27 protein-coding genes and 1 tRNA gene are annotated in these 22,987 nt (G+C 58.8%); 16 read left to right on the forward strand and 12 right to left on the reverse strand.

Going from position 1 to position 22,987, the window contains the following annotated elements; translation table 11 throughout:
- Positions 1–4 precede the first annotated feature (4 nt).
- On the reverse strand, positions 5–685 hold the full coding sequence (gene phoU, locus MW046_RS11840; RefSeq protein ID WP_247993312.1) for a phosphate signaling complex protein PhoU: 681 nt from the start codon (positions 683–685) through the stop codon (positions 5–7).
- A gap of 298 nt (positions 686–983) precedes the next feature.
- Here phoU and MW046_RS11845 point away from each other — a divergent pair, with 298 nt between their 5' ends.
- Positions 984–1,979, forward strand: coding sequence for a phosphate signaling complex PhoU family protein (locus MW046_RS11845; protein WP_247993313.1), 996 nt, complete (start codon positions 984–986; stop codon positions 1,977–1,979).
- Positions 1,980–1,994: 15 nt separating this feature from the next.
- Here the strand turns inward: MW046_RS11845 and MW046_RS11850 are convergent, their stop codons facing one another.
- Complete coding sequence (locus MW046_RS11850) at positions 1,995–2,369, reverse strand: 30S ribosomal protein S8e (protein WP_247993314.1); 375 nt, start codon at positions 2,367–2,369, stop codon at positions 1,995–1,997.
- Positions 2,370–2,464: 95 nt separating this feature from the next.
- On the opposite strand from MW046_RS11850, the gene MW046_RS11855 reads away from it, so the two are divergent.
- Positions 2,465–2,920, forward strand: a complete 456-nt coding sequence (locus MW046_RS11855; RefSeq protein WP_247993315.1) for a DUF2240 family protein — start codon at positions 2,465–2,467, stop codon at positions 2,918–2,920.
- Here the strand turns inward: MW046_RS11855 and MW046_RS11860 are convergent.
- Entirely contained in the window at positions 2,909–4,297 is a 1,389-nt protein-coding gene (locus MW046_RS11860) for a cytochrome P450 (RefSeq protein ID WP_247993316.1), read from the reverse strand. The genes MW046_RS11855 and MW046_RS11860 overlap by 12 nt on opposite strands.
- A gap of 160 nt (positions 4,298–4,457) precedes the next feature.
- Here MW046_RS11860 and MW046_RS11865 point away from each other — a divergent pair, with 160 nt between their 5' ends.
- The 4 genes from MW046_RS11865 (at position 4,458) to MW046_RS11880 (ending at position 7,575) form a co-directional block, all read left to right on the forward strand.
- Complete coding sequence (locus MW046_RS11865) at positions 4,458–5,081, forward strand: helix-turn-helix domain-containing protein (RefSeq protein ID WP_247993317.1); 624 nt, start codon at positions 4,458–4,460, stop codon at positions 5,079–5,081.
- A 570-nt stretch (positions 5,082–5,651) separates the two neighbouring features.
- A complete protein-coding gene (locus tag MW046_RS11870) occupies positions 5,652–6,827 on the forward strand; it encodes a M24 family metallopeptidase (RefSeq protein WP_247993318.1) in 1,176 nt (391 codons plus the stop codon).
- A gap of 68 nt (positions 6,828–6,895) precedes the next feature.
- Positions 6,896–7,150 (forward strand): AbrB/MazE/SpoVT family DNA-binding domain-containing protein, encoded by a 255-nt coding sequence (locus tag MW046_RS11875; RefSeq protein ID WP_247993319.1) that lies wholly within the window; start codon positions 6,896–6,898, stop codon positions 7,148–7,150.
- On the forward strand, positions 7,150–7,575 hold the full coding sequence (locus MW046_RS11880) for a type II toxin-antitoxin system VapC family toxin (RefSeq protein WP_247993320.1): 426 nt from the start codon (positions 7,150–7,152) through the stop codon (positions 7,573–7,575). Before MW046_RS11875 ends, MW046_RS11880 begins: the two co-directional genes overlap by 1 nt.
- A gap of 142 nt (positions 7,576–7,717) precedes the next feature.
- Here MW046_RS11880 and MW046_RS11885 read toward each other — a convergent pair whose 3' ends face one another.
- Positions 7,718–7,876: a hypothetical protein gene (locus MW046_RS11885; protein ID WP_247993321.1), complete on the reverse strand. Its 159-nt coding sequence runs from the start codon at positions 7,874–7,876 to the stop codon at positions 7,718–7,720.
- Between the two features lie 169 nt (positions 7,877–8,045).
- Between MW046_RS11885 and MW046_RS11890 the strand changes: the two genes are divergently transcribed.
- Positions 8,046–8,642 carry a GNAT family N-acetyltransferase gene (locus MW046_RS11890; protein WP_368411408.1) on the forward strand — a complete coding sequence of 199 codons (597 nt, stop codon included), beginning with the start codon at positions 8,046–8,048 and terminating at the stop codon, positions 8,640–8,642.
- 9 nt (positions 8,643–8,651) lie between these two features.
- Here MW046_RS11890 and MW046_RS11895 read toward each other — a convergent pair whose 3' ends face one another.
- Together MW046_RS11895 and MW046_RS11900 are read right to left on the reverse strand one after the other, a co-directional pair.
- Positions 8,652–9,587 (reverse strand): branched-chain amino acid transaminase, encoded by a 936-nt coding sequence (locus tag MW046_RS11895; RefSeq protein ID WP_247993322.1) that lies wholly within the window; start codon positions 9,585–9,587, stop codon positions 8,652–8,654.
- 126 nt (positions 9,588–9,713) lie between these two features.
- Positions 9,714–10,115 (reverse strand): CopG family ribbon-helix-helix protein, encoded by a 402-nt coding sequence (locus tag MW046_RS11900; protein WP_247993323.1) that lies wholly within the window; start codon positions 10,113–10,115, stop codon positions 9,714–9,716.
- Between the two features lie 100 nt (positions 10,116–10,215).
- Here MW046_RS11900 and MW046_RS11905 point away from each other — a divergent pair, with 100 nt between their 5' ends.
- On the forward strand, positions 10,216–10,884 hold the full coding sequence (locus MW046_RS11905) for a sulfite exporter TauE/SafE family protein (protein ID WP_247993324.1): 669 nt from the start codon (positions 10,216–10,218) through the stop codon (positions 10,882–10,884).
- 88 nt (positions 10,885–10,972) lie between these two features.
- The gene (gene aroC, locus MW046_RS11910) at positions 10,973–12,136 is read left to right on the forward strand and encodes a chorismate synthase (RefSeq protein WP_247993325.1); all 1,164 of its coding nucleotides are present in this window, start codon (positions 10,973–10,975) and stop codon (positions 12,134–12,136) included.
- A 6-nt stretch (positions 12,137–12,142) separates the two neighbouring features.
- Here the strand turns inward: aroC and MW046_RS11915 are convergent, their stop codons facing one another.
- A complete protein-coding gene (locus tag MW046_RS11915; RefSeq protein ID WP_247993326.1) occupies positions 12,143–12,355 on the reverse strand; it encodes a hypothetical protein in 213 nt (70 codons plus the stop codon).
- 58 nt (positions 12,356–12,413) lie between these two features.
- On the opposite strand from MW046_RS11915, the gene MW046_RS11920 reads away from it, so the two are divergent.
- The 5 genes from MW046_RS11920 (at position 12,414) to MW046_RS11940 (ending at position 16,201) form a co-directional block, all read left to right on the forward strand.
- Positions 12,414–13,175 carry a hypothetical protein gene (locus tag MW046_RS11920; RefSeq protein ID WP_247993327.1) on the forward strand — a complete coding sequence of 254 codons (762 nt, stop codon included), beginning with the start codon at positions 12,414–12,416 and terminating at the stop codon, positions 13,173–13,175.
- Between the two features lie 42 nt (positions 13,176–13,217).
- Positions 13,218–13,301: transfer RNA gene (locus MW046_RS11925), tRNA-Ser, on the forward strand.
- A gap of 92 nt (positions 13,302–13,393) precedes the next feature.
- Positions 13,394–14,044 carry a helix-turn-helix domain-containing protein gene (locus MW046_RS11930; protein WP_247993328.1) on the forward strand — a complete coding sequence of 217 codons (651 nt, stop codon included), beginning with the start codon at positions 13,394–13,396 and terminating at the stop codon, positions 14,042–14,044.
- A gap of 58 nt (positions 14,045–14,102) precedes the next feature.
- Positions 14,103–14,990 (forward strand): ribonucleotide-diphosphate reductase subunit beta, encoded by an 888-nt coding sequence (locus MW046_RS11935; RefSeq protein ID WP_247994774.1) that lies wholly within the window; start codon positions 14,103–14,105, stop codon positions 14,988–14,990.
- Positions 14,991–15,112: 122 nt separating this feature from the next.
- Positions 15,113–16,201, forward strand: coding sequence for a PHA/PHB synthase family protein (locus MW046_RS11940; protein ID WP_247993329.1), 1,089 nt, complete (start codon positions 15,113–15,115; stop codon positions 16,199–16,201).
- Between the two features lie 21 nt (positions 16,202–16,222).
- On the opposite strand, the gene MW046_RS11945 is transcribed toward MW046_RS11940, so the two are convergent.
- The 3 genes from MW046_RS11945 to MW046_RS11955 all read right to left on the reverse strand — a co-directional run bounded on the left by MW046_RS11945 (position 16,223) and on the right by MW046_RS11955 (position 18,498).
- Complete coding sequence (locus MW046_RS11945; RefSeq protein ID WP_247993330.1) at positions 16,223–17,431, reverse strand: cation:proton antiporter; 1,209 nt, start codon at positions 17,429–17,431, stop codon at positions 16,223–16,225.
- Positions 17,432–17,441: 10 nt separating this feature from the next.
- Positions 17,442–17,936, reverse strand: coding sequence for a cation:proton antiporter regulatory subunit (locus tag MW046_RS11950; protein WP_247993331.1), 495 nt, complete (start codon positions 17,934–17,936; stop codon positions 17,442–17,444).
- Positions 17,937–18,084: 148 nt separating this feature from the next.
- A complete protein-coding gene (locus MW046_RS11955; RefSeq protein ID WP_247993332.1) occupies positions 18,085–18,498 on the reverse strand; it encodes a hypothetical protein in 414 nt (137 codons plus the stop codon).
- Positions 18,499–18,665: 167 nt separating this feature from the next.
- Between MW046_RS11955 and MW046_RS11960 the strand changes: the two genes are divergently transcribed.
- Entirely contained in the window at positions 18,666–19,484 is an 819-nt protein-coding gene (locus tag MW046_RS11960) for an NAD(+)/NADH kinase (protein WP_247993333.1), read from the forward strand.
- A gap of 70 nt (positions 19,485–19,554) precedes the next feature.
- Entirely contained in the window at positions 19,555–20,490 is a 936-nt protein-coding gene (gene mptA, locus MW046_RS11965) for a GTP cyclohydrolase MptA (RefSeq protein ID WP_247993334.1), read from the forward strand.
- Between the two features lie 52 nt (positions 20,491–20,542).
- Here mptA and MW046_RS11970 read toward each other — a convergent pair whose 3' ends face one another.
- Positions 20,543–21,346, reverse strand: coding sequence for a TrmB family transcriptional regulator (locus tag MW046_RS11970; protein ID WP_247993335.1), 804 nt, complete (start codon positions 21,344–21,346; stop codon positions 20,543–20,545).
- A 44-nt stretch (positions 21,347–21,390) separates the two neighbouring features.
- Positions 21,391–22,983: a DUF255 domain-containing protein gene (locus MW046_RS11975; protein ID WP_247993336.1), complete on the reverse strand. Its 1,593-nt coding sequence runs from the start codon at positions 22,981–22,983 to the stop codon at positions 21,391–21,393.
- Between the last annotated feature and the right edge of the window lie 4 nt (positions 22,984–22,987).

Raw genomic sequence — 22,987 nt, forward strand, 5'->3', positions numbered from 1 at the left:
TTCATCAATAAATCAATTCGTCGCTGTTCTCGGCCATATAGAGGGTACGCGCGGCGATGTTGACCGCGTGGTCGCCGACCCGTTCGAGATCACGAATGGTAAGAAGGAGGCGCGAGACAGCCTGCATGAGCTCTTCGACGTCCTCCTCTCGATTCTGCCCGTCGAACTCCGTTTCGATGAGGTCTCGGACGACGATGCTGCTCGCGCGCTCACACAGCGCATCGAGTTCGTCATCGCGGTCGGCGATGTCGTAACACGCTTCGGTGTCCGTGACGGCATAGGCCGTCATGGCTTGTTCGACCATCTCAAGCGTGAAATCACCGATGGCCTGAATATCGACCTCGGGATACATGTCGCTTTTTGCCTCAAGGGCATACTCCCCGAGATTGGTCGCCAGATCCGCGATACGTTCGAGATCAGTGATGATCTTGAACGAGGACGCGATAAATCGGAGATCACCGGCAACCGGCTGTTGAAGCGCGAACAGATCGATACAACTCCCTTCGAGTTCGAGGTACATTTCGTTGATCTCGTCGTCACCATCGATGACCTGCCATGCGAGGTCCTCGTCTTTCTGTTCGAGCGCATCTAACCCCTGACGGAGCGCCTCCGTGACGACCTCACTCATGTACAACACGTCTTCCTGAAGCTGATCGAGTTGCTCTTGATAGCCCTGGCGTGCCATTAGTGGGTTCACTTCATCGGGAAACATATACTCCCGGGATGCAGCTTACCTCACAAGATCGATATAGATATATTATACATATATAGCACTGTGTGTATTACATAGCTATCGGTGTTACTTCGTTTACCACGGCTATCCCCCGTGATTGGAATGAACGTGGACCATTGGATATTGCTTTTGATCCGAAAATAGTGGTGTCAATCCAGATACATCGGGGGTGATGTGGTAAGATACCGTTTCATGGGATCAAGTATATAGGAATGGTATGATTTATTGTTATTCGCCCATCACTGTCTGTATGGAGACGCGAAAGGTTCAGGTCACTGGCGGGTCGACGTACACGGTTTCACTTCCGAAATCGTGGGCTACGGACAACGAGATCGAGGCGGGGAGCGTGGTGGAGTTCTACCCGGAGGACGACTCGTTGTTGTTGACGCCTCAGGGGGACCAAGAGCGAACCGAGGGCCAACTCGACATCACGGATCTCGAAGAAACGGAGTTGATGCGGACGGTCGTGACGATGTACGTGAGTGGATTCGATATCATCACACTCACCTCCGCGCGTATCACGGCCGCACAACGGCGGGCGATCAGACAGGCTGCCCAGCGGCTGGTCGGACTGGAAGTGATCGGTGAGACGAGCGAGAAGGTCTCCTTACAGGATCTGCTCGACTCTTCGGAGCTGTCGGTCACGAACGCGATCACGCGGATGCGGTTAGTTTCTCTGAGTATGTTGTCGGATGCGGTGACGGCACTGGTCGAAAACGACGACGATCTAGCGACTGACGTCATCGAACGCGACGACGACGTCGATCGGCTCTGGTATATGGTGTCGCGGGTGTTTCGGTCGGTGCTCCGGAATCCCAACGCCGCAACTGAGGTTGGGTTGCCCCGCGAAACGTGTTTCGACTACCATTCGAGCGCCCGACAGCTCGAACGTGTCGGTGATCACGCGACCAAGATCGCAGAGCTCACGCTCGAATTAGACGACATTCCCGAGGATGCCGCCACCGGAATGCTCGATCTTCGATCGGAAGCGTCTAGCGCCATCGAAATGGCGATGGAAGCGCTGTTAGAAGAAGATGCGACTGCAGCGACGGAGTTGGGCAACGAGGCCCGCAAACACGTTCAGGAGATCGATTCACTGGCCCGCCAAGCAGACGTCATCATCCGTGATCTCGATCCCCAGCCCGCCCAACTGCTCGGCTTGATCGTCGATTCGCTCTCCCGCAGTGCCGACTACGGAGGGAACATTGCCGAAACGGCGCTACAAAACGCGGCACCGAAGCCGTAGCACAACTATTGCGGATTACTCGTCCAGTAGAACGGCGTTGACCTGTCCAGTTTGTCCGGGCCGAGAGGTAACGCGCGCTCGTCCGGCGTCAGTTTCGAGGATCGCCCCTTTCGTGATGATGTTTCGGCGGACGTAGTTGGGATTGGCGCTGTTTTCTACGACGGTTTCGATCATAGCACTCATGGTTCCGTCGTCGGTCGCGACGTTTGCGGTGTCCGTCGAGATAGCACGAACTTTCGTCTCTCCTCCGCGCGCGTCGATCGTCTTGAGCGTCTGGTCACCGACGCGAGTTTCGGTTGGTGACCGACCGAGCTGGTGGAGGCGTTTCTTGCGGACGGTTCGTCGACGGCCACCGGTTCGCTTCTTCGGGGAGCGTCCCTGGTCTTTCATACCGCTATCCAGCCCGGAGACACACTTGAAACCCTCGGTCCGACCCGAAGAGACGATCGACAGCGTTAGGCTCCCGGCGGCCGGGCACACGAGCGATGAGCTTGAAGGTCGCCGTGGGTGCGCCGTTTCGAACGACCGGTCGATCGCGTCTCGAGGAAAGCGAGTTCGTCGTCGCGCTGTCACTCGACCGTGACTGGTTCTCACCGGATCAAGCCAAGCGACTCGTCGACGTCGCCGTCGTTGAGGGACTCCTCCGGCGAGACGAGGGCGAGTTAGTGGCAGAATTCTCGCCGGAGTCGATCACGATCCCCGATGGATTCTCGCCCGACGAGTCGATCCTCCGCGAACGAACGACGTTCGAGCGGATTCTCGACTCGCTCGAAACTGTCGATGAATCCAAACAGGACTCCGTCGCCGCGATCAACGGGCTACAGGCGTCTCTGGGGATCAGTACGGACGCCGCCGCCGTGCTGTACGCTCACCGAAACGGGATCGACGTGAGCGACGTGGCTCGGCAAGTGCGCGCGGAGCTGTCCGAGTCAGCGGAGTGACGATATCGTTCGGACGCGGGTACGAACGTCTTCGGCGGGTTGCAGCGTTGCCTGTGGTGCGAGTTCCGGATCGGAATCGCTCAGCAGCTCGAACTCCACGCGACGAAGCACCGTTGGAAGGACCAGCTTCAGCTCCATCATCGCAAACCTCATCCCGATGCAGTGGCGTGGTCCACCACCGAAGGGGAAGTAGGCGTACTCCGGCCGTTCGGGTGGATCCGTCCACCGGTCGGGATCAAACGCCTCCGGATCGTCGTAGAATCGTGGATTCCGGTGAAGGCGGAACTGCGGGATCGTGATGTTCGTTCCGTCCGGGATCACGTAGTTACCGAGGCCAATGTCCTCGGTCGCCGTGCGGAAGACGGCGAACGCGGGAGGGTACAGCCGGAGCGATTCGCGTACAACGTGGTCGGTGTAGGTGAGATTTGGAACGTCGCTGGGTATCGGATCGCTGTCACCCAGCACGTCGTCCCATTCCTCGCGGAGTCGCTTTTTTACCGCTGGATGCTGGGTCACCAACAGCACCGTGTACGTCAGCGCCAGCGACGTGGCTTCATGGCCAGCGAACAGGAATGTCAGCAACTGGTCCCGTAGCTCCCTCTCTGAATGACGGTAGCCGTTCGGGGTTTCCGTCGTGAGCAACAACGAAAGCAGGTCGTCCCTGTCCGATAACGGTCGTGCGTCCTCCGATCGACGCTCCTCGATCACCGCGTCAATGGTCGTTTCGAATTCTGACATAGCCCGGTCGTAGCGGCGTTGTGCCGGGGTCGGAATCCATGCGGGGAGGTACGTCGAAAGGGAACTCGAGTCTGCCTGTTCGTTGAGCGCGCTGGCGACTTCAGTGATCCCCGATCCCCGATCCTCGATAGTGAGATCGAACAGCGTTTTTGCGAGGATCACAAGCGTCAGCTCCGAAAACTGGCGGTTGATCGCCAGCTCCTCGTCATCGTCCCACGATTCGGCATGGCAGGCGGCCACGTCGGTCATGGTGGTGCCGTAGCGCTCGATCCGATCTGGTGTGAACACGTTTTGGAGCATGATCCGCTGGTTGCGCCACTGCTCGCCCTCGGTGAACAGCACGCCCTCGGGGGCGAACTCGTTGCTGGCACCGTTGACCTCACCGAGTCGGAGTTTCCGAACCGATTCCGACTCCGTGACCAGCAACTGTTCGACGTACTCGGGATGGAGCACTATCGTGAAATCCGATCCGCCGATTTCATACCGGACGACGTCGCCGTGCTCGGCCACGTGATCGAAAAAGCCGATCGGATCACGAGCGAGATCGAGCGTGCTGCCGATCACTGGCAGACCGTCCAGTTGGGGAGGTAGTTCGTCGCTCTGTTCATCTTCAGGTCCTTCGGCTGTGGAGGGCCCCATGCTCGCGCTTTGATCCGTCGGGAGAAACGCGTTCGGCCGAACTGGCTAGGGAGTTCATCCGATCGAATGAATGTAGTTCCATCAGCACGTTTATTGAACTGGTTCGAGAGTGAAATACTGTGATTTACGACTTTACCAACCCGATTGGATGCTCCATCCGATGCAGCAGTTCATCCGTGAGAATACCGTCGTTCAGTACGAGGAGGTGGTGACGTGGAACGTTCAACCGAACGCGTCCCTAGAGTACGAACTGTTCTACGCGGAGGTGACCGATGTCGACCGATATGTGGCGGCGATCGAGCGGGTGGACTCGACCCGGTGGCACCGTATCACTCGGATCGACGGCAAATCGGTGTACGTGTTCGCTTGTCAGGAGACCCGCAAAGAAGAGGTGGTACTCCGGCGTGCGTTCGCTCGCCTCGAACTCGTCGTCGTGCCGCCGATCGTCTACGATCATGAAGCCGCGATGGAGATGACTATCATCGGCGAAGGGGACGCACTCAGGGCGCTCGTGAACAGTATCCCGGGCCAGATCGATGTCACGATCAAGGAGATCGGCGAGTACGACCGGCCGAACGCGCGAGCCACGGGCGCACTGACTGACCGTCAGTTCGAGGTGCTCCGGACGGCGCTTGATCTGGGCTACTTCGAGGTGCCACGGGAGGCGTCACTCGCCGAGCTGGCCACAGAACTCGGCTGTGCGGAAAGCACGGTGTCGGTCACGCTCCGGAAGGCGGAAGCCGCGATCGTCTCCCGGGCCGCTAGTAGAGACCGGCGGAGATGAGCGTGGTTCGTTCGTCCGGGTAGAACCGAGGGTGAGAGGCCTACGGCCCAAGGATCGACCGGAACGTCCGATACGCCGTCCATCAACGTCGAGCAAGCGTTTTCGGACGAAATGCTCTTTGGCACAGCGTTTGATCTCGACGCTGCCATCCTCCTCTTTGCTGATCCGGGTGTTCACTGCCGCCTCACACCACGGCTTGATGCACGTCTCCCGAGCCGGTGGCTCGTCGTTCTGGTCACAACCGATACTTTTCTCTATGTCGGTGTCGTTAGGATCCATTGGTGTTCACCTTCCGCGTAATGCGGCCTTCGAACACCGCCGTTCGGGTGTGTCTGCACCCGGACACTTTTCGCGTGCCAAGCGGCGTTCGTGCTTCTCATCGTAATGCGTGAGTAAAAAGCTATCGAACAGGAAAGAAAACTGTCAATACTACTGATCGTCGACCCCGGTGAATGATCGCGCGCCACGTGAGCGCGGTCGCCTCGTGGGAGATGAATGGAAGCGGTATGACGGACGACGGGTAGTTCTCGAACGAACGCGTTAATATCGACCACACAACATATACGGGCTATGCCGCCAACCTATCCGCGATTGTCGTCCCATCTCGAGCAGACGAACACCGATGGATATCTGATCGAGGCTGACGGCGACGACAGCAATCAGTACTACCTGTCGGGATACCACGCACCGGACGACTTCGTTACGCTGTACGCCGACGGCGACGTTTCGCTGCTCGTTTCGGGACTCGAATACACGCGAGCGAAGGCAGACAGCGACACCGACGCGGTCAGACAGCTTTCTGAATTCGACTACTGGGAAAAAGCCGAGAAGATGGATCCGCGAAACGCCAGAAAGCTCGTGACGGCAGACTTTCTCGCGGACGCCGGCATCGAGTCGGTTACTGTTCCCGCCTCGTTTCCAACCAGCACCGCCGACGTGCTGCGCGATCAGGGCATTGACGTCGTATGGGACGAGGAGTACGTCCTTACGGCGGTCCGTGCAGTCAAAAGCGAACGCGAGATAGCACACATCGAGGAGACACAACGAGCCAACGAGGAGGCGATGGCCGTCGCCGAGGATCTTCTTGAGCGCGCAGCGGTCGAAGACGGCGTGTTACACCTCGACAACGAGGTGCTCACGAGCGAGGCGGTGCGCGAACGGATCGAAATCGCACTACTGGAGCAGGAGTGTGGGATGAGCGACTGCATCGTCGCATCCGGAGCAGCGGCGGCTCGGGGCCACGATTCGGGGTCCGGACCGCTGGAAGCGAACGCGCCGATCATCATCGACATCTTCCCTCGACACAAACGGACGAGATACTTCGCGGATATGACGCGGACGTTCGTGAAGGGCGAACCCAGCGATCGCATCGAGGAGTGGTACGAACTCGCTCACGAGGCGTACGAGGCGGCGCTTGCCACCCTGCAAGCGGGTGTCTCTGGAGAGGCGGTTGACGACGCCGTGTGTGACGTGTTCGAAGCAGAGGGCTATCCGACGCTTCGAACCGATAGGTCCACTACGGACGGCTTCAACCACAGCACCGGCCACGGCGTCGGACTTGACGTGCACGAAGCGCCCCATCTCGCACAGCAAGGTGAGGAACTCGAAGCCGGGCACGTCGTCACGGTCGAGCCGGGACTGTACGAGCAAGGAACGGGCGGTGTCCGAATCGAGGATCTCCTCGTCGTGACCGACGACGGGTATGAGAATCTGACGGAGTATCCGACGGATCTGCGGGTCGTGTAGCTGTCGATTGAACTGTTTACTCGACCGTTCGTGCACTATGTATTACGAGTAAGCTTGTACTGTCGAGTATGTCAACCGAAGAAACGACGGTCAGCGATCGTAGGATGGTTACGATCCCGGCGTCATTCTGTCAACGGCTCGACATCGAGCCCGGCGATAAGCTTCGTTGGGACATCGATGAGGAGGGATCCCTGAAGGTCGCAGTCGTCAAGCAGCGGTACGGTGCGTTCGACGACTTCGAGCCGGTTCCGATGGGTGGCGGCGGTGGTGAGACCCACGATCTCGCTGGTTACGAGGAGACGGCGTTTTCGGAGGATGCGTGATGGTAGTTGCAGCCGTGGATACCGGCGTTCTCATCGGAATGGCCGATTCCGACGACCACCGCCACGACGTTGCACGGGAGATCACCCGCGGGATTGACCACGGCGACCTCCCGACCGGGCGGGTGACGAACTATGTCGTTCTCGAAACCTTGAACTGGATACACGCCCGCCAGCACCACGAGACGGCCGTCGAGACGTACGAACGGCTCCATGAGTCCGCTGGATTCGAGATCGTCCACGCGGCACAGAAGGATTTTACCCGGGCCGTCGAACTGTTCGAGACCTACGATAGCCTTGCGTTCGGGGACGCGACGATCACGGCGTACATGGAGCGTGAAGAGATCGAATATCTCTACTCGTTCGACGACGATTTCGACGCGATTGAGGATCTTACCCGTCTCGAGACGCCCGGCGATCCCCTCTGAGACCCCTTCTGTACGATATAATCGCTGTTAACCGATTACCGCATCGGACTCTTTCCTCCTGATAATCATGATTGTCTATATAGAAATCTTCATACCTTATATTTGGAAGTTTATGTCATAACGGGGTAATGGTCGGATCGGCCTAGGAACCGCCTCGGATCAATCCGTTGTGGTAGTCGGCTATGAGCTGCGTGAGGAGGGTGGGTCGGGGATCGTCGGAGAGATCGACGCCGATCTCGGATAGGGAACAATGGATCTCTATCGTACGCAACAGAAGTGCAGTGATGAATTTGAAATGCATCACTTTTGACTACCGTGAGCGTGCCATTTCCGTTACGGTACGCTCATCGACTGAAGCAGCCACGAGACGTTGACCGTGGATCGGCAACCGTACTGAGAATAGGACCGCTTAGCCACACTCTTCACAACACCACACCGTTCTCGTGAACCGAAATCAAAACGACCGACAGATGCTGTTCCCCGAAACGATCGAGACCGAGCGGCTCCGCCTCGACCGGCTTTCCCACGCTGTCGACGTGATCGAGTATTACGAGTGCTGTTCACACCACGAGCCGGGGATCGAGGAGATCACGCGGTATCTGCCGTGGAATCCCCATGAGACGGTGAAAGACACCCACGACTACCTCGCTTCCATGGAAGAAGAATGGAACGAAGGGACCCGTGCAGAGTACGTAATTCGTCCGAAAGACGGCGAGGATGGAGCAGGTCAGATCGCGGGGAGTGCGGGCCTGTTGTGCCGGTGGGAGCAGGATCTCGGACTGCCGGCGATCTGGCTCCGGAAACGATTCTGGGGACGTGGCTACTCCGGCGAGCGCGCCGACGCCCTCCTCGAACTCGCCTTTGACCGGCTAGATCTCGGCGTGGTGGCGATCCCACTGCACAGTGATAACGAGAACTCCTACCGAGCCGTCGAGAAATACGTCAACCGACATGGCGGCCGGTACGAAGGGCTGTTGCGCAACCACGCCAGCCGGTACGACGAACCTGCCGATCACCACCGGTTTTCGATCAGTCAGACGGAATACGAAGCTCACCACGACGGCTGAGATCGGCGTTCACTCGTTCACGTAGTGGAACCACTCGTCGTGGTCGTCCACACGGCGTTCGACCAGATCGAAAAACGCCGACTGGAGATCCTCGGTGACCGGTCCACGCGTTCCCGTACCGATCTGTGTGTCGTCGACCGTCCGGATCGGTGTGACCTCCGCGGCGCTCCCGGTGAAAAACAGCTCATCAGCGGTGTACAGCTCGCCCCGGCTGATCGCCGCGTTGTGGTGGACCGTGTACCCGCGCTCGCGTGCGAGCGTGATAACCGTCTGTCGGGTGATCCCATCGAGAATGCTTTCGGCCAGCCCCGGCGTGTAGATCTCACCGTCCCGAACGAGAAAGACGTTCTCGCCCGGTCCTTCCGCGACGTTGCCCTCCTTGTTGAGGACGATCGCTTCGACGTAGCCGTTGCGTCGGGCCTCCTCACCAGCGAGCATGCTGTTCACGTACAGGCCGGTCGTTTTGGCGTTCGTCGGGATCTGGCTGGAGGCGTGCTTTCGCCACGAGGAGATCATCACGTCCACGCCCTCTTCGAGAGCCTCCTCACCGAGATACGTCCCCCACGGCCAACAGGCGATTGCGACTTGGGTCGGACAGCCAGCTGGACTCACGCCGAGGCTGTCATACCCATAGAAGGCGATCGGTCGCACGTAACACGATTCCAATCCTTGGCGGCGGATGAGTTCCGTCGTCGCGGTCGTCAGTTCCTTGCGGCTGTAGTCGATGTCGAGATCGTACGGTTTTGCGGACGCGTACAATCGATCGAGGTGTTCGTCCCACCGGAAGATTGCAGGACCGTTCTCGGTGTCATAACATCGGATGCCCTCGAACACACCGCTTCCGTAGTGTAATCCATGGGTCAGGACGTGGATCTGGGCGTCGTTCCAATCGACGAACTCCCCGTCCATCCAGATCGTGTCGACATCCATCTCAGCGAAACTCATGCCGTACTCTCAGTCTGGGGGGGTAATGAGTGTTGGCGGTTTTTGCCACGTCCCGATATGCTAGTTCATACCGTATTACAGCACCCAAACCGTCGATCACCGTTCGCTGTGTCACAACAGTCCCAACTACGATTTGTCCGCTGGGGCCACGAGCACCATCAGTTTGACACGGCCCACCGCGTCGAAATCCCTGAGGGCGTAAACGAGTTCACGGACCCGCCGGGCCTCTCCCCGACAGAACACCGCCTCCAGACACCACTCGCCCTGATGAGCATGGCTCGTCGCGCTGATAACGTCTTGAAACTCGTGCTGAACGGTGTGAAGCGGCTCGATGACGCGCTGGTGTTCGTAATCGAACGCGAGTAGCGCAACGACGGTGCCCGTCGTCGCTTCCAAGCGCTCGTGGCTTTCGGTGTACTCTCGTATGGCCTCCCGAACCGCCCGCGAGCGGGAGTCGTACCCCTCCGATCGCCACACCGCATCGAATGCTGCGAGATCCTCTTCCGGAATGTTCAGGCTCGTGCGCATAAACGATCATTGGAGGTCTAGGCAAAGGAAGCCCCGTTATTACGAGATCATCATCACCATCATAACAACATTATTATGGGTAACACTGTGATCGTGATTCATGCTCGGGGGGTCACTGTCGATAGTTGTGAGCACTATGGTGTTAGGATTTATTCATGGAGCTGAGCCCGGTCATGGCTGGCCCATCGCCGCAGTGTACGCGCTTGATCGTTCCAACCGTTGGCTCTCCGGTCTCGTTGCGGGTCTTCTCATCGGTGTCGGCCACCTCGTCAGTTCTATCGCCGTCGTCGGACTTTTCTTCTTGTTGAAGACGTACAGTGGTGTCTCCCAGTTCGGTTGGCTGCAGTACGTCGCCGGCGTGCTTCTCATCCTGCTCGGCGTTCACGAGTACCGGGCTGGTCACACGCACGATCATAGTCACGACCACGCGGGTGACACCGACCACGATCACCAACACGACACAGGTGGCTTGTCGGGTGAGGATCCGAGAGGGCTGTGGGGGATCACGAGCGCGGCGTTCGTGCTCGGGTTCGCTCACGAAGAGGAGTTCCAGATCATCGCTCTGTGTACGGGTTCTACGTACTGTCTCGAACTGATGATGGTGTACGCGGTGGCCGTGATCGTCGCGCTTCTCACGCTGACGCTGCTGTTGATCGGGGGGTTCGAGCGGTACGAGGAGCGGATCGAACGATACGCCGAGTATCTCCCGACGATGTCGGCGGCCGTGTTGATCCTCATGGGCTGTGGGTTCGTTGCCGGCGTGTTGTGAGCGATCGCGTACCGAGCTGTGCCGGTCGATACGAACACCGCTTGCCACAGATGCAACGCATAAATGGCGGGGGTCCAATATCCGGACAATGAACGGAAACGAGTTCGGTCGGCTTTTTCGGGTGACGACCCACGGCGAAAGCCACGGGCCGGCGATGGGTGTGACAGTGTCGGGCTGTCCGGCAGGGCTTGCCCTCTCGGCAGAAGACGTACAACGCGAACTCGATCGGCGAAAGCCCGGCCAGTCGATGATCACCACGAGCCGCGATGAACCGGACGCTGTCGAGATTCACAGCGGTCTCCAGGACGGCTACACGACGGGAACACCGATCGGGATGACGATCCAGAACAAAGATTCCAGATCCGGAAAGTACGAGCCGTTCGTCACTGCACCGCGGCCCAGTCACGGGGATTTCACCTATTCGGCGAAGTTCGGCACGCGCAACTGGGGGGGTGGCGGGCGCTCGTCAGCCCGGGAAACCGTTAACTGGGTCGCTGCTGGCGCGATCGCCGGGAAGATCCTCGAACGTGAGGGAATCGAGGTGAAAGCCCACGTCAACCAGATCGGTGAGATCCGAGCGCCAGACGTGTCGTTCGAGCAACTGCTCGAACACACAGAAGAGAATCCGGTGCGGTGTGCCCATCCCGAAACTGCCGAACGGATGCGCGAGCGCATCGAGGAGTACCAAGAGGCAGGTGACTCCATCGGTGGCTCGATCTACTTCGAGACCCGCGGCGTTCCGCGGGGATTGGGCGCGCCCCGGTTCGATTCGGTACCGGCGCGGCTGGGGCGAGCGCTGATGGCGGTCCCCGCTGCCACGGGCTTCGAGTTCGGATTGGGACGGTCGGCGCGCGAACGGACCGGCAGCGAACGCAACGAGGACTGGACCACCGACGAAGCAGGCGATCCCGTTCCGGTCGGCAACGACCATGGAGGCATCCAAGGCGGAATCACGACCGGTCAACCCATCTACGGCGAAGTGACCTTGCACGCTCCGACATCGATTCCCAAGCCCCAGACCACCGTCGACTGGGAAACCGGCGAACAAAAGGAGATTCAGGTGATCGGCCGCCACGATCCCGTCCTCCCACCCCGAGGGGTGCCCGTCGTCGAGGCGATGGTGAATCTCACGCTGGTTGATTTCCTGCTGTTGGGTGGTCGCCTCAATCCGGATCGACTCGACGACCAACCGGGCGAATACGACACCGCATATCACCCTCAGAGTCCCGAAAACAAGAAGGAAAACGAGTAGGGCAGCTCACCAGTAGGGGTTCGAGAGGAACCGACTCGACCGCACGCCCAACCCGATCAATCCGAGAACGATCGCGGCAACGAGTATCGTTGTGAGCGTCGTCGGTCCGGTGTACTGTCCGGTTTGGAGTCCGGTCTCGCCGAGCGTGAGCAGCGATCCGATCGTGGTGATCCCAATCACGAGTACGACGACCGCTCCGAGCAATCGTGTCCAGTTCATGTATTGGCGTTCGAAGCCGGGAGTATAAAGGTCTCGTCACACGCAGTATCTCTATAAGATGACCACGATTGCTGTTCTGTGTGATCCTCCCCGAGACGATCTCGTGTTGCCGGAGCTGCCGGCAACGTCACCGCTTTCTGCGAGTGAGGCGACAACGCTCTACACGGCGATGCTGAAAGACGTTTGCGTTGCTGTCGAAGCCAGCGGCGGCGACCTACTCGTCAACTACCGCCCGGAAGACGCTCTTCCCGACCACGGATCGGGAGCGGCGGACGGTGACGACGCCAAAGATGAGATCAAAGCGGCCATAGCGGGTTCCCTCTCAGAACCGGAGTCTGTCCGCTTTGAACGGCAGGTCGGTCAGACGTTTTCCGGACGGGCCGGAAACACGGCCACCCACCTCTTGGAACGAGAAGAAGCAGACTCGGTCGCCATCACCACGCCAACAGCGCCGTTTCTCTTCCGACAGCTGATCGACACCGCCGCGATGAAGCTGCGTCGGTCCTCGGTAGTGCTCGGTCCTGCGCCCGGTGGTCGGGTGTACTACGCTGGGTTCACCGAAACGATCGACTTCGCCGACGCCTACGACGCTCCCGCCCTTGAGACGGTAACCGACCGCGCGATCGACGCCGGCAACGAAGTGGATTTCCTCGATATGAACCCGCTCCTCGAAACCGGTTCCGATCTCCTCGACGTCGTGGCGCTGCTTCGCGCTCGACAGCGCGCCGGCCGGATCATTCCAGAACACACGACAACAGCGATCGAAGCCTTCGGGCTGTCCACCGACGGGACCGACCTACAGCGGTCCGACGACCGTTAGTATTTAATCACCGGCGGCGGTAGGAGGGAGTGAAGCAATCGTGGTGGGGTGGCGGAGTGGACTAACGCGCCTGTCTTGAAAACAGGTGGCCTCACGGCCTCATGGGTTCGAATCCCATCCCCACCGTGGTCGGATCGAAGCCATAAGACGCTCGTGTTCGTCGTCTACCATGTTGTAGGAGGGGTATGTATGAGCACTGATCCGTTTCGCCCACTCATATGGTTCTCATCGTCGAGTTCGAGTTGAGTTCGGATCGATTGCCGCTGACAGACGTCGCAGCGGCTGCTCCAAGCGTCGTTCTCCGGGTCGATGACATTCTCGTTTCTGAACGCAATCGTCCGGTCCTCGTTTTATGGGCCGAGAGCGAGACGTTCGAATCGCTCGAAACGGCACTCGAAGCTTCCGAGCGAACTACCCACAGCGTGCTCGGAACGACCGAGCAGCGTCGTCTTTACCGCGTGGAGCTAGCCGAACGAACGCCACCCATCTATACGGAGTTCATTCGGTTGGATACTGCTCCGGTCGACGCGAGGATTACGCCAAGCGGCTGGCAGGCCCGAACACGATTTTCCGACCGGCAAGCGCTCGCCCAGTTTTACGAATCGTGTACGGAACACGATATTTCATTCCGTCTCGACCGAGTCTTCGAAGCAACACCGGACACCGACGACGAGTACGGACTCACGCAGAAACAGCGCGAGACGTTGATCGCTGCGCACGAGGCGGGTTATTTCGCGGTTCCCCGAACCTGTTCGCTCGCGGAGATCGGCGAACAGCTCGACGTCTCCGCACCCTCGGTTTCCGAACGGCTGCGCCGGGCATTGGACCGACTCGTCCGCCACACCGTCCGTCTCGATGAGCACGGATAAACACCACAACGTGTTAGGCCGGGCGCTCGTCCGCTCTCGGATCGTACTCGTGGTTGTGATGTCGGACATACCACCGATGCAGATCGATACCGACGCACGGCCGTTCAGATACTACCGTCACGCCGTCGAGAAACACTGGGACCCTCACGAGATCGATCTCACCGTGGATCGAGACGGTATTGCCGAACTCGATGATGCAGCGTTCGAGGGGCTCAAACGCGCACTCGCGTTGTTCGGCGCGGGTGAAGACGCCGTCACGACGGATCTCGCCCCGCTGGCGGTCGTGCTCGAAGAGTTCGAGGATCAGCTGTTTCTCACGACGCAGCTGTATGAGGAGGCCAAACATTCGGACTTCTTCGACCGATACTGGCGTGAAGTGATCCATCCGGCTGAAGACGCTCGCGGGCACGCCCACTCTTCCCCGACCGATGAACGATGGTTCACCGAGGAGTACGACGAGCTGTTTGCGCGTAATGAGCGCGCAATGCGTCGGCTGCTTGAGGCGGACACCGCCGAGAACCGTGCGAAAGCGTACTCACACTACCACCTGACCGTCGAGGGGATCCTCGCACAAACCGGATACTACGGTTTGACACGCGAGTTCGACGCGGAGACACATCCAACGCTACCGCACTTGCCGGGGTTGATCGGCGGACTCACCCAGATCCGGAGCGATGAGGGCCGCCACGTCGGCTTTGGGATGGCGAAACTCACAGAGCTCATTCAAACCGGACGCGTGCAACCGGACGTGATAGAGTCGACCATTGGCGATCTCCTGCCATTGGTGGCAGCAGCGATTCCGAGTCAGGAACGCGACGGACCCGGGATCTCGTCGACTGACCTCATCGAGTACGCGCGAAACAAACACGACCAGCGCATGACCCAGATCACGACCGCGAGCCAGCAGCTCCCGACCGTCGAGGAGCTGACTACGCTCACGGACTGAATCGAGACGAGTGACGATTTCGTACACACGATGACGACGATTACAGCCTTCGATGCGACCAATCCCGATGGGGCCCCCAGCGAACAGGCGTTCAAACGACTACTCGAAAGGAGGAGGCGTCGATGAACGACCGTTCCTCACATTCCAATCCGCTCGCGCTGGCGCTCGATGCCCAGCGCCAGCGTCTCACAACCGCCATCGAAGCAGTCGAAACCCTGGATGTGGGACCGCTCACTCGAGACATTGCGACTGATGTGGGTCGGACTCCGAGCGAGGTGATTTACAGCGATCACCTCTTCGAACTCCACCACTACGAACCCCGCGAGAGCTGCCACGATATTCCGATCCTGTTCGTCTACTCGCTGATCAACAAGCCGTTCATCCTCGATCTTCAGCCGGATCGATCGGTGGTTCAGCGGCTCCTAGAGGCGGGCTTTCACGTTTACATGATCGGCTGGAACGAGCCGCCGCGCGAACGACGGCTCACGCTCGATGAGTACGTGAATGAGTGCATAGGAAACTGTGTGGATGTGGTCCGTGAGCGTTCGGGACAGGAGTCGATCAACATGATGGGATACTGCATAGGGGGCACGATGGCAGCGATCTACGCCGCGCTTCACCCTGACTCCGTCCTGAATCTGGGATTGATAGCCGCTGGCTTGTGCTTCGAAACCGACGATCCCGGTGGCGTGTTTGAACGCTGGAACGAGAAAGCGTGGGTTTCACCGCGTGAAATCACGGAGGCCTACGAAAACGTACCGTCAGAACTGCTCGCGCTCGCGCTGAGTGATCCGAATTCGGATTACGTCTCGAAGTTCGCTCGACTGTACGACAACCGCAACGACGACGCGTTCGTGGCGACGTTCGCCCGGATAGAACGCTGGCTGGCCGACGGTGTTGATGTCGCAGCCGAACCGTTCAGTCAGTTCATCGAAGATATCTGTCGGAAGAACAAGATCTGTCGGAACGAGCTGTCGATCGGTGATGAGCACGTGGAGTTCTCGCACATCGATATGCCGGTTTTGCAACTCACCGCCCGCGACGACCACCTCTTTCCACCGGAGACGAGCAAGCCATTTACTGACGTCATTGCCAGCACTGATACGCGTGTCGTCGAATTTCCAACCGGTCATATCGGCCTGTTAGTTTCGGAACGCTCTCACGAAAGTGTTTGGCCGGAGGTTTGTGCGTGGTTCGGACAGCGATCATGAATCGATCGCGTTCGTGCTGTCTCAGTCTGGACGTGCGACCCTTGAGGCGGTAGTGATCCCTTCGAAAACGCGATCGGCGTTCTGGATGAGTAGCGTGCCAACGACGCTCATGACGAGCACGTAGCCGACGGCGAACACAGGAATCTCCCCGCCGAGTGCGCCGGTCCCGACACTCGCCGCAAGGGTGGCGATTACGAGGGAGAACTCCCCACGAGGCACTAACCCGACGCCGACGCGCATCGAGCGTCGCCGATCGAGGCGATAGATCCGTCCCGACAGCGATCCACTGATCACTTTCCCCACAGTCGTAACGAGCACTGCTGCGAGCAGCAACCAGATGAGATCGGTGAGAAGAGTTATTTCGGTTGTCAGCCCGATCGAGAAGAAAAAGACGGCAGCAAAGAAGTCGCGTGTGGGTGTGACGACAGATTCGATGCGTTCGATGTGGTCGGTCTCGCTGAACGCGGTGCCGACGAAGAAGGCTGCGACCGCCTCACTCAGTCCGAGCGTGAGCGCGAATCCAGCGATGAGCGTCGTAATCCCGAGTATGCGCAACAAAAACAACTCGTCCGAATCGGTATCGAACACCTGCTCGACGATCGAGGAGCCGTACCACGCGATGAGTGTAAGTCCTCCGAGAAACACGAACGCTCCCCCGATCGCAACAGCGGCGTCCATCACCGTCCCGCCCCCACCCGCAACCGCGGTCAACAATGCGAGATAAACCGCGATCAGGATGTCCTCGAACACGAGCGTTCCCAAAATAGGGCCGCTTTCTGCGTTCGCGACCCATCCACTCTCGATGAGCGATTTCGAAATCACGGCGCTTGAAGAGATGTAGACGATACCGGCGAGAAAGAACGTTTCGAGGAGCGAGTAGCCAAACGCTAGTCCGAGACCGATCCCGAGACTGAAGTTGACGAGGAAGTCGATGCTGCCGATCTTTGCGATCCGTCGTCGGTCGTTCAGCAGTTGCGAAATACTGAACTCGACGCCGAGAAAGAACAGTAAAAACACGATCCCGAGTTCTGCAACGACATCGATGAACTCCCGTTGATCGACGAGCGTTAACGATATGCCCGCGATCGTTGATGGCTCGTTCGGACCGATAAGGATGCCCATAGCGATGTACGCCGGGATAACCGAGAGACTGATGCGGTTGGCAACGGTGCCAGCGACCGCGATACCTGTCAGTGCGATTCCGATTTCGAAGAGCAACGTATCTGACATTGATAGTGTATTAAGTACCGTCAGATCCGCTGTCGACTAACTCCGCGAACTGTTGCTGTTCGTCGCGGGTCCCGAGACTCACGAGGACATCGTTGGCTTTGATCGTGGTATCGGGTTGTGGATTTGCGATCGTTTCCTCACCCCTCTGAATGGCCATGATGGAGACGCCCGTTCGTTCGCGGATGGTGGCCTCTTGGAGGGACTGGCCAATCAACGGTGCCGACGGATCAACGTCGGTCCATTCGATGATGGCTTCTCCCAGCGGAACCTGTATATCGTCCATCTCGACCGGTTGGAAGTAGGCACCCTCGAGAATGGAACCGAGTTGCCGGGCCAGTTTCCCTGTCAGACTGAACAGTTTCTCGCTGTCTTGGTTCTTACCGGGGCGAAGATAGATCTCTCGTTTCCCATCGTGGTGGATGATGACGATGAGCCGCTCCTCATCGCCAAGCTCGAGTTCAAATTTGTGACCAACCCCTGGTACCTCTGCCTCATACACCGTCATACTTCTTTCAGTATCCGTAGTCCGATAAACAGTACGTTCTTTGGGCTCTCCCTGATGTACGAAGACGACAGTCCGTCCCGAAATAGGACCTGCCGATCATCCGACCCATCACCCACAAGGTACCGTCGATCGACTGTTACATGGTACATCAAATCCCTTGTAGTTCTTCTCGGATCTCCTTCGTTCGTTGCGACTGAAACCGGTCATCGACGAAAATCCGGTCATCCTGAGCGCCCTCCCGTGGTAGCTCGGTTTGAACCGTTTCCTGATTCGGTGTCACAGTGACATCATCTCTAACCGCTACGTTCGAATCGATCACGTCGGTTACATCAGCGAATACGTAATCCAACCCGTTGTCAGTCCGGTTTATGATCGTCTTCGTTATTTCGATATGACAGAGGCAAGGCAGCTGTGAGGAGGTGATATCCACATTCGATGTATCGATCATCTGTGTACACGATCGCGGAACGAACAGCCCTCTCGCTATCGACAGCTCGCCGGGTGGTTCCTCATCGAGAACGACGATCTGTTCGTCGTCTTTAATACTGTACAGATATGACATAATATATTATACAACATTCTAATTTAAATATTTTTCTCCCCCCATACTATTATTTTATACTAAAATATGAGATTACTGTCTCTATGGATGTGAACGATGTTCTGGGGACAGGACACCGGATCGGTTCGATTACGTGGATTTTTGCGGCCCGCGACCAACGTTCGACTATGCAGATCGGTATTGTTGGGCAACAAGACAATCCACGGGCGGCGTCACTAGCGGGAGATATTCGGGATGCCGTGGACGTTTCTGTCGTCGTCGATGAGACGACGGGCGAAACGCTCGGTACGACCGGTATCTCCGTCGATGAAATGTCCCAGTGTGATCTCGTCGTGAGCATCGGGGGCGACGGCACGTTTCTCTACGCCGCACGCTGGATCGGTTCGACCCCCATCATGGGTGTGAATCTCGGTGAAGTGGGATTTCTCAACGCCACCGCACCCGAAAACGCCGTGCCGACTGTGCAAGAGATGATCGAAGATCACGAATCCGGCGATAGCACCGTTCGGACCCTCGATATTCCTCGACTGAGCGCGACGGGGGACGGATGGACGCTCCCGCCCGCGCTCAACGAGATCGCGGTCATGGGTCCTAATCGCGGTCCCAACGGCGGACTCACGACAGAAGTCCGGGTCGATGGATCATTGTACACTGGTGGCCACGCCGATGGTGTGCTCGTTGCTACCCCAGCTGGCAGCACCGCGTACAACCTCAGTGAGAGCGGACCGTTGGTGCATCCGAACGTGTCGGGTATGATACTCAACGAGATGTGTGCCAGAGACGGGATGCCCCCGTTGGTTGTCGATCCCGACGCCGTGGTATCGATCCGAGCTGACGATGCCCCCGCTGCGATCGCCGTCAGCGACGGTCGGATCCACAAGGAAGTCGATCCGCCGGTCGTGATTACCGTCTCGGCGGACGCGCCACCGGTACGGATCGCTGGTCCCGAGATCGATTTCTTCACAGCACTCGGGAAACTCGACTGAGTGGGATCACTGGGCAGCCACGATGTTGCTTTCGCAACCCCTATTCGGTCCAAACCCATCAGATGAGATAATGAGCCAGCAGCTGCCGGACGTGCAGGCGTCGAGTCCAACGGTGAGTATCGGACTCAATCGCGTCGGCGTGACCGGTGTCGAAAAGCTCGTCGAAATCGATCGTAACGGTGATCGGCCGATCGTGTTGATGGCCGAGTTCGAGGTGTTCGTCGACCTTCCCAAATGGCGGAAAGGTGCCGATATGAGCCGCAACATGGAGGTCATCGATGAAACACTTGAGATCGCTGTTGATGACACCGCCTCCGGTGTCGAGGACGTCTGTGGGACTGCGGCTGAGCGACTCCTCGAAAAGCACGACTACACCACACAGGCGGAAGTACGGATGGAAGCCCGATATGTGGTTCACGATCAGACGCCGGAATCTGATCGGCTCACCCAATCTACGGCTGACATCATCGCCAGTGCCACCGCGACTGACGAGGAGACGCGTGAAGAGATCGGTGCGCGCGTTACCGGGATGACCGTCTGTCCCTGTTCACAGGGCATGTCTGCCGCACGCGCACGAGAGACGCTGCTTGATCTCGGCGTCGACGATGAGACGATCGAGCAGTTCCTTGATGCGGTCCCGCAACCCGGCCACTCCCAGCGCGGACACGCGACGCTCACCGTCGAATCGTCAGGAGCACCCGATCTCGACGTTATCGACATCATCGACGTGGCCCGCGATTCGATGAGCGCACGGATCTACAACCTCGCAAAACGCCCGGACGAAGACCACATGACCTACGACGCCCACGCGGATGCGAAATTCGTCGAGGACTGCGTCCGATCGATGGCGGAAGGCGTTACCGAACGGTTCTCTCACCTCTCGGACGACGCCGTTATCACGATGAAGCAGTCCAACGACGAATCTATCCATCAACACAACGCCCACGCCGAACGTGTCGCGGACATGGCCGAACTGCGCGCAGAACTGAACGGGACTCAGGACTGAGGACCGAACGGGAAGCCCGGTATCGATTGCTACCGGATTGTGCCGGTGCTACTCAGAACGTGAGCGGTTCTGCTTCCTCCCAGCGGGGTTCGAACTCCGCACGAACGTCACTGGCAAAGCTCCGGTCTTTGAGATTGATCATCGCAAACCGATCGGAGCCTCGGAGTGGGTGTGGAACCTCGATACAGACTTCGGTGTCGTCCACGATGGTGAACGTGCCGCTGACGTCGTCACTGGTCCGACAGTCGAAGTTCCGATGAGGTGATAAGCTGGTGCGATAGCGTTTCCCCACCGACGATGGAAGGTCATCGACGAGCGCCGGACGCATGAGCAACGACACCTCGATATCCCGGTCGAGCGCTTCTTCGAGCGCGGCAGCGACTCGTTCGCCGATCGAATCGATGTCGAACCGCTCGGAGACGGTCGAGGCAACCATCACGACCCGATCGTCAGCGGCAGCGATCCGCTCGACTAGCAGATCGTCAACCTCTTCGGGACCGACCGCGGCCGTCCAGAACGTCTCTTCGTGTGGCTCGTTGCTGTCGAGGGTCGCGGTGAGTTCGTCGACGATTTCCTCATACTGGTTTTCCTTTTCGGCAAGTTCGCGCTTTTTGTCTTCCAATAACCGATCGAGCGCGGTCGACGGTTCGACAGCGACGTACTTTTTCGGCCGAGAAGCCGTCTGTGAGCGGACGAGATTGTACTGCTCGATACTGTTTAACACATCGTAGATGCGCCCCATCGGAACTTCGCTAACTTGTGACAACTCCTTTGCCGTTGTCGGTCCGGTTTGCAAGAGCGCTCTATAGGCACGAGCCTCGTATTCTGAGAGGCCCAAATCTCTAAGGTTTGCCATTACGTAGTTCCATCTTCCCGCTTCGATAAAAACACATCGGGAGTTTACTCCTCTTCAATGAGCGAAACGAGTGCTTCGGGAGACGTTACAGGATCGGATCGCTCCCCATCGGTGATGATAGTCGCCGTTTCGTCCGATGGATCGTCGAGGTACACGACCTTCTCGTGGTCGGCGACACGGAGTGCCGCTCGGTGAAGATCACTGCCGGGATCGTCTGCGACCTCGATCACGAGCGGCGGCGTGATGAGTCTGCTGACAGCAGTTGCGTATCCTGCCACTTCCACCCCCATCCGGTCGTGTGCACCGGCGACAGCAGACAGCGCCGTTCGGGCGACATTGCGGTACGCCTCGGTTTCGGTGAGGACGGCGAGATCGACGAGCGCATCGGCGAGTTCGGCGGTCGCATCGAGCGGACGAAGCGGTCGATCGAGCAGTGCTGGTCCCTCCTGTGGCCCATCAAGAAAACGACCGTCCGAATCTCGACGCTGTTCGATCGTCCAGTCGGCAATGGCTTTTGCCGGCTCGATGTAGCTGGGATCGAGCGTCTGGGCGGCGGTCGTCAGCGCACCCAACAGTCGGGCTTGATCGGCGAGCAGACCTTTCGTTCCATCTTCGTAGTGACGAACCGCCCCCGATTCGAAGAGTTCCTCAAGCACGTACGAGAGCGTCCGCTCGGCGTAGCGTTGTGCCCCCTCGTCGTCGGTGACGGCGTAGAACTGACACAACGCATCGATCGCCAGTGCGTTGCGGCCTGCAAACACTGTTTCGTCGATAGAGGGCTGCTGTCGTGCTTCCCGATCGGTCGGATCGAGGGTGTAGTAGTCGCTCGCGGTTTGGCTGCCCGCGAACGCGGCTCCCGTGTGGAGCGTCGTCGTGAGATAATCGATCGTTCCCCGTGCCGGGTTGCGGTACTGTTCATCACCGGTGTACAGATACGCGGTCGTAAACGCCCGACAGACGGCTGCATTGGTATCGAGCATCTTCTCCCGATGGAGATCGCTCCAGTCCCGGCTTTCGGCGTAGCGGTAAAAGCCCCCGTCGTAGGTGTCGTACAGGTGCGTGGCAATCGCCTCGAGCGTCCGTAGCGCACGCTGGCGGTCGCGTTTGAGCGCGAATTCCACCGTTCGTGGGAGCGGAAACTTCGCGCTATCACCCCAGCCACCGAACTCCTCGTCGTAGGCCGCCTCTAGCTGTCCGTTCATCCGCTCTTCGATACGCTCATCGAGTTCTCCGTGGGGGGGTTCTGTGTCCCGGAGCGCCCGTGGAATCCGGCCTGCGTCGTCGGTCCACGATTCGCGGACGCGTTCGAGCACCGATCGGAGAGTTTCGGTGTCTAGGTACGTCGCACCGGTGATCACCTCACCCGCCGGCGTGAGAAACACCGTCGAGGGGAATCCGCCCATCGTGTAGCGGTCGCGCACCCGGGGATGGCGATCCGCATCGACACGGATCGGTACGAAATCGTCGTGAACGTTCGCCGCAACTGCCGGGTTGGAGAACGCTCCTTCGTCCATCGTTTCACACCACTCACACCACGGCGCGGAGATAGAGAGCAACACCGGACGATCGGCGGCGCGGGCCTCCTCGAACGGCGCCGGTCCCCACTCGTGCCATTCGATGAGCGTATCGGTTTCCATGTCA

It is taken from the genome of Halocatena salina, from assembly GCF_023115355.1.
Taxonomy (GTDB): domain Archaea; phylum Halobacteriota; class Halobacteria; order Halobacteriales; family Haloarculaceae; genus Halocatena; species Halocatena salina.

Bases quoted from the DNA above. Each gene is read 5' to 3' on its own strand.
- MW046_RS11960 (WP_247993333.1), top strand. From the start codon at position 18,666: ATGCAGATCGGTATTGTTGGGCAACAAGACAATCCACGGGCGGCGTCA.
- MW046_RS11860 (WP_247993316.1), bottom strand. From the start codon at position 4,297: ATGGGGCCCTCCACAGCCGAAGGACCTGAAGATGAACAGAGCGACGAA.
- MW046_RS11850 (WP_247993314.1), bottom strand. From the start codon at position 2,369: ATGAAAGACCAGGGACGCTCCCCGAAGAAGCGAACCGGTGGCCGTCGA.
- mptA (WP_247993334.1), top strand. From the start codon at position 19,555: ATGAGCCAGCAGCTGCCGGACGTGCAGGCGTCGAGTCCAACGGTGAGT.
- MW046_RS11905 (WP_247993324.1), top strand. From the start codon at position 10,216: ATGCTCGGGGGGTCACTGTCGATAGTTGTGAGCACTATGGTGTTAGGA.
- phoU (WP_247993312.1), bottom strand. From the start codon at position 685: ATGGCACGCCAGGGCTATCAAGAGCAACTCGATCAGCTTCAGGAAGAC.
- MW046_RS11930 (WP_247993328.1), top strand. From the start codon at position 13,394: ATGGTTCTCATCGTCGAGTTCGAGTTGAGTTCGGATCGATTGCCGCTG.
- MW046_RS11915 (WP_247993326.1), bottom strand. From the start codon at position 12,355: ATGAACTGGACACGATTGCTCGGAGCGGTCGTCGTACTCGTGATTGGG.
- MW046_RS11845 (WP_247993313.1), top strand. From the start codon at position 984: ATGGAGACGCGAAAGGTTCAGGTCACTGGCGGGTCGACGTACACGGTT.
- MW046_RS11890 (WP_368411408.1), top strand. From the start codon at position 8,046: ATGCTGTTCCCCGAAACGATCGAGACCGAGCGGCTCCGCCTCGACCGG.
- MW046_RS11975 (WP_247993336.1), bottom strand. From the start codon at position 22,983: ATGGAAACCGATACGCTCATCGAATGGCACGAGTGGGGACCGGCGCCG.
- MW046_RS11895 (WP_247993322.1), bottom strand. From the start codon at position 9,587: ATGAGTTTCGCTGAGATGGATGTCGACACGATCTGGATGGACGGGGAG.
- MW046_RS11945 (WP_247993330.1), bottom strand. From the start codon at position 17,431: ATGTCAGATACGTTGCTCTTCGAAATCGGAATCGCACTGACAGGTATC.
- MW046_RS11875 (WP_247993319.1), top strand. From the start codon at position 6,896: ATGTCAACCGAAGAAACGACGGTCAGCGATCGTAGGATGGTTACGATC.
- MW046_RS11885 (WP_247993321.1), bottom strand. From the start codon at position 7,876: ATGCATTTCAAATTCATCACTGCACTTCTGTTGCGTACGATAGAGATC.
- MW046_RS11900 (WP_247993323.1), bottom strand. From the start codon at position 10,115: ATGCGCACGAGCCTGAACATTCCGGAAGAGGATCTCGCAGCATTCGAT.
- MW046_RS11970 (WP_247993335.1), bottom strand. From the start codon at position 21,346: ATGGCAAACCTTAGAGATTTGGGCCTCTCAGAATACGAGGCTCGTGCC.
- aroC (WP_247993325.1), top strand. From the start codon at position 10,973: ATGAACGGAAACGAGTTCGGTCGGCTTTTTCGGGTGACGACCCACGGC.
- MW046_RS11935 (WP_247994774.1), top strand. From the start codon at position 14,103: ATGTCGGACATACCACCGATGCAGATCGATACCGACGCACGGCCGTTC.
- MW046_RS11920 (WP_247993327.1), top strand. From the start codon at position 12,414: ATGACCACGATTGCTGTTCTGTGTGATCCTCCCCGAGACGATCTCGTG.
- MW046_RS11870 (WP_247993318.1), top strand. From the start codon at position 5,652: ATGCCGCCAACCTATCCGCGATTGTCGTCCCATCTCGAGCAGACGAAC.
- MW046_RS11865 (WP_247993317.1), top strand. From the start codon at position 4,458: ATGCAGCAGTTCATCCGTGAGAATACCGTCGTTCAGTACGAGGAGGTG.
- MW046_RS11855 (WP_247993315.1), top strand. From the start codon at position 2,465: ATGAGCTTGAAGGTCGCCGTGGGTGCGCCGTTTCGAACGACCGGTCGA.
- MW046_RS11950 (WP_247993331.1), bottom strand. From the start codon at position 17,936: ATGACGGTGTATGAGGCAGAGGTACCAGGGGTTGGTCACAAATTTGAA.
- MW046_RS11880 (WP_247993320.1), top strand. From the start codon at position 7,150: ATGGTAGTTGCAGCCGTGGATACCGGCGTTCTCATCGGAATGGCCGAT.
- MW046_RS11955 (WP_247993332.1), bottom strand. From the start codon at position 18,498: ATGTCATATCTGTACAGTATTAAAGACGACGAACAGATCGTCGTTCTC.
- MW046_RS11940 (WP_247993329.1), top strand. From the start codon at position 15,113: ATGAACGACCGTTCCTCACATTCCAATCCGCTCGCGCTGGCGCTCGAT.